Source organism: Chitinophaga qingshengii, from assembly GCF_014529935.1.
In the GTDB taxonomy this organism is placed as follows: domain Bacteria; phylum Bacteroidota; class Bacteroidia; order Chitinophagales; family Chitinophagaceae; genus Chitinophaga; species Chitinophaga qingshengii.
This window is the reverse complement of record NZ_JACVFC010000001.1, coordinates 201,752-212,636: the sequence shown is the minus strand read 5'-3', so window position 1 is coordinate 212,636 and position 10,885 is coordinate 201,752. Positions and strand designations below refer to the sequence as shown.

Genomic DNA, 10,885 nt, shown 5'->3' with positions numbered 1-10,885 from the left:
GTGTCGTTTGGATTTTACGATGATGGTTTGTAAAAATCATGATCCTGCCTGGCCAAGGAATACGAGCCGGCGTCAGGCATGGAAGATCCTGCATGTACCGGGAACGCGCCAACGTTTCCGGTTTTTTAATGGTGGCTGTTTTTAAGTCGCGGTTGGTATTAATTTAATATCATGGTGTGGCCCTCCCTGCCGTTTTTTATTCCAGTATGATGATCATATCTTTTGCCTGATGTCCCTGTCCGGCCCTGACAAGCCTGAAACGGGCCTGGCCGGTTTGTTCGAGCATGTGCACTACTTTGGACAACGGCTCGTTTCTGGCGATTTGCCCGGTGTAGTGTATATCGGGCTTCGCTTCATATTTAACTTCAACATCGTACCAACGCTCCAGGCAACGCATCACGGTTTCCAGGTCGGCATTGTCGAACAGGAACAACCCGTTCTTCCAGGCTATCACATCGGGCGCTATAGCGCGTGCGAAGCTAAGTTGCTGGCTGCCGTTGTGGGCTGCGATGGCTTGTTGTCCGGGTTCCAGTACGATGCCGGCATCTTTTCCGGGTGCGTTCACTTTCACCCTGCCGGTAACCAGTGTGGTAACGGTATATCCTTCATTTGTATAGGCGTTGATGTTGAAACTGGTACCCAATACCTGGATCTCCTGGGCGGCCGTTCTTACCCTGAAAGGCTGTGTGGCGTTGGCGGCTACTTCAAAATAAGCTTCTCCCTGTAACTCTACGGTCCTGTCGGCGCCGGTAAAGGCGGTAGGATAACGCAGGGCGGAAGCGGTATTCAGCCATACGGCGGTTCCATCGGGCAGTATTACCCGGAACTGCCCGCCCCGTGGGGTGGTCAGCGTATTATAACCATTACCGGCGCCGGGCGCTTGTACGGTGTATTGCAGCTGTCCGCCGGATTGACGGATAGCGGTCTGCTGCTGACTGATCACCTGCTGGCCGCTGCTGTCAAGGGCGATGGTACTGCCATCTGCCAGGGTAAGCACGGCTTTGCTGCTGCCGGGTGCCTTGTCTGCCAGTGGTCTCATCGCCTCATGGCGTGGCCGGGTAATCAGGTAAATGCTGCTGCCCAGCAGCAAGAAGCCTGCAGCGGCAGCCCACCAGCTGCGCCGCAGGTAACGAACGACGGACGAAGAGGCCGGTTTCCCGGTAATATGCTGTAAGGTTGCCTGTATGGCTTCCTCCGGCATGGCGGCTGTTCCGCTGGTGGTACGGAGCAGCTGGTCTATAAATGATTTAAAAGCTGATTCGTTTTCCGGTTGCTGCACCAGGGTATCAAATTCCCGGAGTTCTTCGGGAGTGATCTGGCCGGCAGCATACCTGTTAAATAAATATTCCAGTCGATTTTGGTTCATATTAGCTGTAAACGGGCGTAAATAGAAGGTGGTACGTTCCCGTTATCATAAAGATCCCGCTAAGGGAACGGGTGGGGGGTGTCTTCAAAAAAATATTTTTTAATTGAGGGATTGCAGGCTCCAGATAAAGATGATCTCTGCGCCAATCAGGAAAGCATCGTGGGATTCGAGAAAATGACGGATGTTTTTAATGGCCAGCGACAGGTGTTCTTTTACGGTATCCGGCCGGATCTGCATCCGCTCGGCTATTTCTTCCCGCTTCAGGCCCTCTTCCCGGCTCAAACGCCAGGCCATCTGTTGCCGCATGGGCAACTGGCCCACGGCTTTGTTCACCAGCTCGTGGTAATTGCGGTAAATAATCTGTTCGTCGGTTTCATTGGAGACAGGCAACGGCCATTCAACGGTGTCCAGGATTACTTTCAACCGGGTGCTGCGCCGCAATGCTTTGTAGGCGTCGTTACGGACAATGATAAACAACCAGGACGGGATATCGAGAATATCGGGTAGCTGTGCCTGTTGTTTCCATACCTTCAGGAAAACATCCTGCACCAGCTCTTCCGCAACGGATTCCGTTTGCGTGAGCATTAATCCTACTTCATAAATTTTCTGGTAATGATGACGGAAGAAGACGGCAAACGCGGATTCATCACCTTTGGCTATGCGGGCTACGATCTCCCTCTCATTATATTGACGGCCCTTCATCAGTTAAAGTATATCTCCCTGTCTCACAAGTTGGTTTGGCTGGTTTCGGCGCTAAAGTATCAAAATCTTTTTGAAAACACAAACACCGGACGTTTCAGCGCATTTGCCAAAGTTTAAGTAGCTTTAAGGATGCAAAATTTGTTTGTACAGGAATTAAATGGCAGATCATTGACCACGGCGGATATGCCGGCAATGATGGCGCTGCAGTATGGCCATTTTACGGCTATGCAGGTGCGACGGCGACAAGTAAAAGGACTGCGTCTGCACCTGGAAAGACTGGCCCAAAGCAGCGACCGGCTATTCGGCTGTCATCTTCCCGAACAACAAATTACAGGCTACCTGCACCGCATGGTGCAGGCAGATGAATCCTGCTCGCTGCGGTTAAATATCTTTACCACCGCTTTCCAGCAGCCGGTTATCCGGGAAGAGGACCTGCAGGTGCTGATCACCAAAACACCACCGGCAGAACCAACTGCCCGGCCGTTGAAAGTGAAGTCGGCCCGCTTTAAAAGACTGCTGCCGGAAATAAAATACAGTGGCATTATGTCTGGTATCCTGGCCTACCGGCGTAAAGCGGTGGACGAAGGTTTCGATGATGTGCTGTATACCAACGAACATCAGCACATCTCGGAAGGCGCCATCTGGAATATCGGTTTTTACGACGGCCAAACCATTGTGCTGCCGGCTTCTCCGGCATTGCCCGGTATTATGATCCGGCTGTTGTCTGAAAGCCTCTGGAATAACGGGGTATCGGTTATCCACCGGAACATATCACTATCACAGCTATACGAATATAAAAACGCGTTTTATACTAATTCCATCCATCACCAGGGGATGATCGCACAGATAAACGAGCATGTGTTTGATAACAGTCATGATACGCTGTCAGGCATACTGCAACGGGCCTACGATGCTGTTCCCTGGGACAACCTGTAAAACTCTATGAAGGAAAATAAATACGACGATCCCGGCTTCTTTGAAAACTACAGCCGGATGCCCCGCTCCGTAGAAGGACTGAATGCAGCAGGGGAGTGGGAAGTGTTCCGCCATTTGTTACCACCGCTGGAAAGCAAGCGGGTGCTCGATCTGGGCTGCGGATACGGCTGGCATTGCCGCTATGTCATGGAACAACAGGCGGCCAGCGTGGTAGGGATGGACCTGTCGGAGAAAATGCTGGAACAGGCCCGCCTGCGCAATAACGGCCCGGGTATCACCTATCTCCGCGAAGCGATGGAAGACATTGATTTCCCGCCCGGCTCCTTCGATCTGGTGATCAGCTCACTGGCACTGCATTACATAGAACGTTACGACCTCATATGCCGTAAAATATACAACTGCCTGTCTGCTGGCGGCCACTTCGTATTTTCTACGGAACACCCGGTGTTTACGGCCATGGCTACACAGGATTGGTACCATAATGCTGCGGGCGACCGGTTGCATTGGCCGGTAGACCACTACCAGGACGAAGCCCGGCGCATAACCCGTTTTCTGGATAACGACGTGGTAAAGTATCACCGTACGATAGCTACGCTGCTCAACGGCCTGCTGGATGCCGGATTCCGCATCACCCGGGTGGAGGAACCCAAACCCGCCCCGGCTGTACTGGAGAAATATCCGGAAATGAAGGATGAAACCCGTCGCCCTATCTTTTTGCTGGTGGCGGCAGAGAAACCATCAACGGTATAACTTCCCATCATATGCTATAATCATTTCGTATAGCTGCTGCCGGTAGTCCTGCAGCTGTGCCTCCATCGTTGTTACCGCTTCCAGGGAACGCAGTACGGGGATCAGTTCCAGCCTGTTTTCCCGGTACCGCTCAATATTGGCATCCAGTACCTGTTCCAGGGCCGGTAGTATTTTACCGGTGATACCGTATATGCGTTCCTGTGTTACCCGTATATCCGTTTCCTGTGTTGTTAACCAGGCCTGTGTCTGTACCAGCATGGTATTCCGTTGTTGTACCAGGGCTGTGATATTAGCCGCTATGGCTCGCTCCCGGCGACGATAGTAGCCTGGTGACAAGGGTATCCGGATGCCGGCCATGGCGTTAAAGCTGTTGGGTACCAGCGGCGACAAGGGAAGGAACTGGTAAAAACCAATATGAATGCCCGGTTTGCGTTCTTTCCGGAGCACTTCCTTTCCCAGGTATTGCCATTGTATTGCTTCTTCCAGCTGATATATTTGGCGATTGACGGTAGCCAGCATAACGGTATCAATGGCGCATGGCGTAAACACCGGCGCATAGCTGCTGTCGGCACTGAAGTGGTCCGGGAGGTACAGCATGCTGCGCAGCTGTACTTCCATACTGGCTGCCAGCGCTTCAGCTACCATGATGCGATGATGCGTTTCCGTTATCTGCGCTGCTGCAGTACTCGCGTCACTCATCTGCGACTGCCGGTATGGCAGCCGCGCCAGTACTATCTAGTGAATAAAAGACAACGTCGCTTCCTGCCTCCGCCACACCCGGATCTTTTGCAGGGCAATTGCCCAGCGAATGTATAGCAACCGTGCCCTGACATGCAACTGTTGTAATACCACAGCCCTGGCTGTCAATACCATATCGGCCTGAAAGGCAAGGTGACGGTAACGGGCGCGTTGCAGTGCCGGATGGGGGATGGTCTGCCCGGCCTGGAACAACCAGCTGCCCAGCGCAATATCATTGTACACCAACCGCGCCGACCAGGGAATCATAAAAACGCCGGCGCCGGCCACCGGCGGCTCCCAGGCCAGGGCCGTGCCGGCATACAACCGGCAGGCCTGTGCTCTCATGGTATAAGCCTGTAGCAGCAGATGGTTGCGCGCAATGCGGGGCAACAGGCTGTCGGCAGGAAGCACAGGCGCTGGTTGTGCGTATAACCGTTGAAGTGAGACCATCAGCCAAATGGTCAGTATGCTCCACCTCATCAATGGTGCATATAATGTGCTTTACCCAGTGTGCCTTCAATGGATTCGGGCAACAGCTGGTATTTATTCCGCATGTCTACCGTGCCCAGCTTTTCACCGGTATTGATGTCTACTACATCGATAGTACCGGCATTGAGATCAGGCAGGTTCAGCAAATTATTTTGTACGGCCACCACCGAACGCCCTGATTTTGTCTTGAAAAAGGCCATATGGTGTGCGCCCTTGTCGGCAGGCAATGTCCGCACCTGCCGCAGCTCCGGCAGGAAGTTGAGATCGAATACCAGAATTTTTCCTGGTTGACCGAAACTCACATACAATAATTTATCATCTGCAATATAAAACTCCAGCGCCCAGCCGAGCCCTTTGGTGGCGCCTTTTAGTATACGTTTAAATTCTCCGTACTGATGGGCTTCGGCATTATAGGGCGCCATCCATATATCGCCGCCGATCATCGTATTGGCCAGGGCATAAGGGGGATATTCGTTGCGCAGCAGCAAAACTTCTACCGGGCTGGATAAGTCTTTTGCGCTGTCCGCCACGCGATAAGTTTTAATGATGTCAAAAGTATGGATGTCTATCAGCGTACAGGTGTTCCCAAGGCCACTCGTCAGGTCGGGATGGATTGTAGAGGTGACCATTGCCAGGCCCTTATCCTCATACATGGAGATACCATGTGGGTACATAATAAACTTGTCGGGGTGTTCATCCACCGAAGCGGAAATGGTTTTGATCAGCTGATTGTTTTGTGCGTTAAAAACGCCTACGCTGCCATCACGGATACCACCTTTACCACCCATGAAGGTTACCCAGTACTGGCCGTTGCGGGTAAAGAAAATATCTTCGCCTACCGTATTGCCACCGGTATTTACCGGATTCACCTGGTAGATGACCGGGTATCCTTCGTGGTTCCATTCCATTTTTAGTTCATAAAGATAACTGCCACCTAATGCGGTGGTGAACAACCGTTTTTCATCACGGTTGAAATACAGGTGATGAGGTAATACTCCTTTGCCTAGTTCGGTTTTGTGCAGGATTTTCCCGAAGTCCGGCGATTCCGGGTCTAGTTCCATAACGGCAATGCCGTCGCTGCCCCCGGCCAGGTGCCGGTAATCAATAAAAAAAAGTGTTTGCTGCTTGTTGGCGGGGTCTTCTATTTTTTTACAGGCATGTAGCAGTAAAAGGCTACTGTACAAAAGCGAAGCGCGGATTAAGAGTCGGAATACAAACATAGCGTGGTTATTTTGAGCGTACATAGATGAAAGTGTAAAACTAAACGGTGCGGCGGAACTTGTATAGCAGTTTGAAACTGAAGCGTTTCTGCATGGGTAAAGGCTACTTTTAACATTGGTTGTGTCGTTCGCGGTACAATATTTTATTTGTTACTTATTCATGAACCTAAAATTCCACCCACCATGGAAAATGCTTTGCAACCCGGCGATTACTGGGATCGGCGGTCAGATGACCGCAAACATTGGGAAACGGTTATCCATCTATTCTTGAGGCCGGTTACAACAACGCTGCTGAAACATCTTCAATTGAAGGATTCCTTACAAATATTGGATGTTGGTACCGGTACAGGAGAGCCCGGGCTATCTATCGCGCAGCTATATCCGAAAGCCCGTGTAACGGGAACGGATATATCGCCACGTATGGTGGAAATTGCCAGGGAAAACGCACGGGAAAAAGGTATTGTCAATTTTGATACGGTATGCTGTGATGCGGCCAATATGCCCTTTGATGACGAGACGTTCGACGCTGTAGTTTGCAGGAATGGCGTAATGTTTTTCAGTAATATCACAGCAGGACTAAAAGAAATCAACCGGGTATTGAAACCAGGCGGCCGGCTGGCAGTATCAGCCTGGGCGCTGCTGGAAGATAATCTGTGGATCAGTCTTGTGCTGGATACTATTGCGGCGGTGACACGGCGGAAATTGTACAATCAGCATGTGCCGGGCATGTTTCATTGTATGCAGCCTGGTGTGATGGCTGACTGGTTCGATACGGCGCAGTTCCAGCAGGTGGAGGAGGAGCTGCTGACGGGCATTGTACAGTTTGATTCGGTGGAAGATCACTGGCGATACGTCACTATGGTGAGCGCCGATGTGGTAAATGCCTTGAAGAATATTCCCGTATCTGTACAGGAGATTATCCGCTCGGAGGTAGCTGGCAGGGTAGGGCGCCATGTGATAGAAGATAAGCTGTATTTCCAGTGGAGCCTGAGAGTAACTTCGGGTGTTAAGGCTTAAAAGTACCGGTTGCCAGGGTGAGGTTACCGCTTTCCTGGTTAGCGGCAAAGTGGTAACCACCGGGTATACCGGCTTTGGATAATACGATCTGCCATAACTGGCTGTGCCGCGCCCGGAAAGAAGCGGCGCAGGACAGCAGGTAGTACTTCCACATGCGGAAAAATGTCTGGTCGTAACGATTTTTCAGCTTATCCCAGTTAGCGGCTACATTATCATACCAGGCCATCAGCGTTTTATCATAGTTCACGCTGAAGTTCTCCCAGTGTTCCATTACAAAAATACCTTCCAGTGCCTGACCAATCTGCCGGATGGTAGGGATCACCGCACCGGGGAAAATATATTTGTTGAGCCATTGATCGGTAAAGGCATGTTGCTCGTTGCCGCCGATGGTATGCAGCAGGAACAGGCCGTTGTCTTTCAGGCAACGGGCCGCTACTTTCATATACTCGTGGTAGTTATGCGGTCCTACATGTTCAAACATGCCCAGTGAAACAATGGCATCGAATTTTTCGTTGAGCTGGCGATAATCCTGCAGGCGGATCGTCACCGGCAAACCGGCGCAGAGCTGCTGCCCCAGGGATACCTGCTCTTTGGAGATAGTTATGCCGGTAACCGTCACGCCATAGTTTTCAGCGGCGTATTTGGCGAAACTCCCCCATCCGCAGCCGATGTCCAGCACGTGCATGCCAGGCTTCAGCTGTAATTTGCGGCAGGACAGGTCCAGCTTATGTTCCTGTGCTTCATCCAGCGTAGCGGCGCCGTCCCAGAAGGCGCAGGTATACACCAGCCTTTTATCCAGCATGTGCTGAAACAGGTCGTTGCCCGCATCATAGTGCTGCTGGCCGTTACGCGTGGCGCGGGCCGGCTTCTGGAAGTTGAATACACGCGCCATCAGGATTTCCAGTTTCAGTCGCAGACTTTTACGAACGCTTTTGTCGAGGTTGGACCGTAGTATTTTATAAAAGAAATCGTCCAGCTGGCGGCAGTCCCAATAACCTTCCATATAGGATTCGCCCAGTCCGAGGGAGCCGTTATGCAGCACCCGGGCATAAAAATCTTCATTGTACACATGGATATCCCACGGATTGTTTCCATTTACCGTAATGCCCGCTGCAGATAACAGCCGGGTGACTATGCCTCTTGTATTTTCGTTGTTCATGGCTCTATATCTTAACAGGCCAGGGGAAGTATTTGTTCCCGCAAAATGATTTTTCTGAGGTGTCGGGCCGTTGGGGTGCGATCGCCTGTAACAAATGTAACGATATTCTGCGTGCAAACCATGCTGCTGCATACCCCTTGCAGCGCCTGCCAGAGCCTGTTGTATATATTTTATGGAATAATGTTTCAAAATTTGAACAGTGTTCAGTATATTTGCGGTATTGTAAAAGGTGAATGGTTTATTATGAAGAACAAAGCTTTGCAGGAACAACGGATCAGGGGCTACTTTATCGAAGCTACCAAAGAGATCCTGAAAAGTGAAGGCTTAAAAAGTGTGAGCGTTCGCAACATCGCGGAAAAGGCAGGCTATTCTTTTGCTACCTTATATAACTACTTTAAAGATGCGAAAGACCTGGTATTTCTCTGTGTACAGGACTTCCAGACGGAATGTACGGAACATGTAACGGCCCGCAGCGCCAAAGCCGCCAGGGGAGAGAAAAAACTACGGGCTATCCTGCTGGCCTACCTGGAGTATTTTGTACAATACCCCGGCATCTTTGAATTGTTTTATGTGGAAAAACTCTCCGACCTGAATAAACAACCGGCTACGGCTCCTTTAATCACCGGGTTCCTGGATAAACTTTGTGAGGAAGAATGGAAATACCTCATCACCGGTAAAACCGTCAGCACCGCTATGGCTGCCAACAAAAAGGCGGCACTGCTGTATGGCCTCTCCGGATTGTTGTTATTATACATCAACCGGCAAATGCCTGCTGGTTACCCGGCTTTCCTGAAAGCCGCCACCACCTTTATTGACGGCCAGCTAAAAGATATGAACGCATGAAATCAAAAAAAGAACTGAAAGAAACATACCGGCAAATGTCTTTCCGCATGGGTATATTCCAGGTACGGAACACACAAAATAACCGTATATGGGTACACCACAGCATGGACCTGGATAGGGCCTGGAACTCCGTTCGGCTGCAGTTACAATCCAACACCCACCCCAATACGGCATTGCAGGAAGACTGGAACCAGCTCGGTGAAAAAGGCTTCGCCTACGAAATTGTCGAGGAACTGAAAGACACACAAGACCCGGCGGTAGACTATAAAAAGGAAGTACAAACGCTTTACAGATTATGCTTTGAGGAACTGCAACCATACGGAGATAAAGGATACCATCAGCAGAAAAACTAAGCTGATTTTTAAGTATCTTGCGTTCTCAATCCAGGGGGATATTTTAAAATGGAAAAATACCGGTCAGCACAAACCGGAGATGTAGGTTCGAGCCCTGCTCCTCCACTTTTTTCTGCTATAACGCCAACGAATATTTTGAAAAATTTTATATCTTCACCACGCAATTAGCCGTGGTCTAGTGGAAGGACGCTCAATCTGCAATTGATAAACGTGAGTTCGAATCTCACCGGCCTAATTGCACTTTTTACTGATTATCACTGTAATGAATATACGGAATTGAAAAGGGATCTGCTGAAAAGTAGGGTCCCTTTTCCTATAAAAATAACTACTACCGATACACGCTTTTTATCGCTTTACTATCAGGATGCGCAAAATTCTCCGGCACTGAAGGAAAATCTTTCATCGCGGAAAGATGCTGTGGTATATTGCCTTTTGCCCCCAACGCTTTAGTGGAAGGCGCATAGCCCAAATCTACCCATTTCAGGTAGGGCCGGGTGCTCAGTAAACTATGCAGCAACTGCATGCCTTCGGCTTCAATACCGCAGCTGGACAAGCTGAGCTGCTCCAGCGTGGTATTCTGTTTCAGGCCTGGCATCAGGTTGGCCACGCCTTTATCTCCAATATTGTTCACACTCAGGAACAATGCCTTGAGGTGTTTGTTGGCCGCCAGCATATCGCTGACAGGCAACATCATATCGGCAGTCAGGTAGTTGCCGCTCAGGTACAGCCGCTCTATGGTGGTATTGTTTTTCAGGTATTCCAATAACGTGAGGAAACCTTCGCCGGCGCAGGTGTTGACCAGGTCCAGGGTACGCAGGTGCGGGTTCTGTTGCAACAGCTGTACGATATGATGCATACTGTCACCGCCAATAGGGTTCCTTTTAAACCACATACTTTTTACGGACTGGTTGTCGCTCAGCGCTTCGCAAATAGCCTGGGCGCCGGCCTGCTCTATATAATTACAACCCAGGTACACGGTCTCAATAGTATTGTTAACGGCCACCAGGTCTGCAATGGCCTGGGCGCCGGGATTACCAAAGGCATTGGTCCCCATCAGGATATGTTTGATCTGTGTGTTCTGCTGTAAGGCGGCGGTGACCAGTTGTACGCCTTCTATGCCCAGCTGTTGTTTGCACATGTCCAGCCGCCCGTCGGTAGTAACGGTGCCTACGGGAAACACCAGGTTGGTAACAGGCAAGGGCTGGTTGTCTTGCAGGTATTGCAACACGGGGTCCAGCTCACTCCGCTGAAAGGGGAACGTTTCTTTTACATGATCTACGGGGCATACGACACTATTAGGCTGCATATAAAT

General features: G+C 50.5%; 12 protein-coding genes and 2 tRNA genes. 7 read left to right on the top strand and 7 right to left on the bottom strand.

From position 1 onward, the window contains the following. Positions 1–196: 196 nt before the first annotated feature. Together ICL07_RS00785 and ICL07_RS00780 are read right to left on the bottom strand one after the other, a co-directional pair. Positions 197–1,366: a FecR family protein gene (locus tag ICL07_RS00785; RefSeq protein WP_188086046.1), complete on the bottom strand. Its 1,170-nt coding sequence runs from the start codon at positions 1,364–1,366 to the stop codon at positions 197–199. A gap of 99 nt (positions 1,367–1,465) precedes the next feature. Continuing rightward, positions 1,466–2,068: an RNA polymerase sigma factor gene (locus ICL07_RS00780; protein WP_188086045.1), complete on the bottom strand. Its 603-nt coding sequence runs from the start codon at positions 2,066–2,068 to the stop codon at positions 1,466–1,468. A gap of 129 nt (positions 2,069–2,197) precedes the next feature. Here ICL07_RS00780 and ICL07_RS00775 point away from each other — a divergent pair, with 129 nt between their 5' ends. After that, the gene (locus ICL07_RS00775; RefSeq protein WP_188086044.1) at positions 2,198–3,004 is read left to right on the top strand and encodes an aminotransferase class IV; all 807 of its coding nucleotides are present in this window, start codon (positions 2,198–2,200) and stop codon (positions 3,002–3,004) included. A 6-nt stretch (positions 3,005–3,010) separates the two neighbouring features. Next, positions 3,011–3,754 carry a class I SAM-dependent methyltransferase gene (locus ICL07_RS00770; protein ID WP_188086043.1) on the top strand — a complete coding sequence of 248 codons (744 nt, stop codon included), beginning with the start codon at positions 3,011–3,013 and terminating at the stop codon, positions 3,752–3,754. On the opposite strand, the gene ICL07_RS00765 is transcribed toward ICL07_RS00770, so the two are convergent. Genes ICL07_RS00765 through ICL07_RS00755 form a run of 3 tightly spaced genes read right to left on the bottom strand, consistent with a single transcriptional unit; the run spans position 3,743 to position 6,201 of the window. Further along, a complete protein-coding gene (locus ICL07_RS00765) occupies positions 3,743–4,453 on the bottom strand; it encodes a TolC family protein (RefSeq protein ID WP_188086042.1) in 711 nt (236 codons plus the stop codon). The genes ICL07_RS00770 and ICL07_RS00765 overlap by 12 nt on opposite strands. A 36-nt stretch (positions 4,454–4,489) precedes the next feature. Continuing rightward, positions 4,490–4,972: a hypothetical protein gene (locus ICL07_RS00760; protein WP_188086041.1), complete on the bottom strand. Its 483-nt coding sequence runs from the start codon at positions 4,970–4,972 to the stop codon at positions 4,490–4,492. Continuing rightward, positions 4,972–6,201, bottom strand: a complete 1,230-nt coding sequence (locus tag ICL07_RS00755) for a YncE family protein (protein ID WP_188086040.1) — start codon at positions 6,199–6,201, stop codon at positions 4,972–4,974. Before ICL07_RS00755 ends, ICL07_RS00760 begins: the two co-directional genes overlap by 1 nt. Before the next feature lie 183 nt (positions 6,202–6,384). Between ICL07_RS00755 and ICL07_RS00750 the strand changes: the two genes are divergently transcribed. Next, complete coding sequence (locus tag ICL07_RS00750) at positions 6,385–7,218, top strand: class I SAM-dependent methyltransferase (RefSeq protein ID WP_188086039.1); 834 nt, start codon at positions 6,385–6,387, stop codon at positions 7,216–7,218. On the opposite strand, the gene cfa is transcribed toward ICL07_RS00750, so the two are convergent. After that, the gene (cfa, locus tag ICL07_RS00745; RefSeq protein WP_188086038.1) at positions 7,208–8,377 is read right to left on the bottom strand and encodes a cyclopropane fatty acyl phospholipid synthase; all 1,170 of its coding nucleotides are present in this window, start codon (positions 8,375–8,377) and stop codon (positions 7,208–7,210) included. The genes ICL07_RS00750 and cfa overlap by 11 nt on opposite strands. A gap of 243 nt (positions 8,378–8,620) precedes the next feature. Between cfa and ICL07_RS00740 the strand changes: the two genes are divergently transcribed. From ICL07_RS00740 to ICL07_RS00725, 4 genes are all read left to right on the top strand, one after another. Then, on the top strand, positions 8,621–9,220 hold the full coding sequence (locus ICL07_RS00740; RefSeq protein ID WP_188086037.1) for a TetR/AcrR family transcriptional regulator: 600 nt from the start codon (positions 8,621–8,623) through the stop codon (positions 9,218–9,220). Next, entirely contained in the window at positions 9,217–9,573 is a 357-nt protein-coding gene (locus ICL07_RS00735; protein WP_188086036.1) for a GIY-YIG nuclease family protein, read from the top strand. The genes ICL07_RS00740 and ICL07_RS00735 overlap by 4 nt, the downstream gene beginning before the upstream one ends. 33 nt (positions 9,574–9,606) lie before the next feature. After that, a tRNA-Cys gene (locus ICL07_RS00730) sits at positions 9,607–9,678 on the top strand. Positions 9,679–9,737: 59 nt separating this feature from the next. Then, a tRNA-Ala gene (locus ICL07_RS00725) sits at positions 9,738–9,809 on the top strand. Between the two features lie 92 nt (positions 9,810–9,901). On the opposite strand, the gene ICL07_RS00720 is transcribed toward ICL07_RS00725, so the two are convergent. Further along, positions 9,902–10,879, bottom strand: coding sequence for a leucine-rich repeat domain-containing protein (locus tag ICL07_RS00720; protein ID WP_188086035.1), 978 nt, complete (start codon positions 10,877–10,879; stop codon positions 9,902–9,904). Between the last annotated feature and the right edge of the window lie 6 nt (positions 10,880–10,885).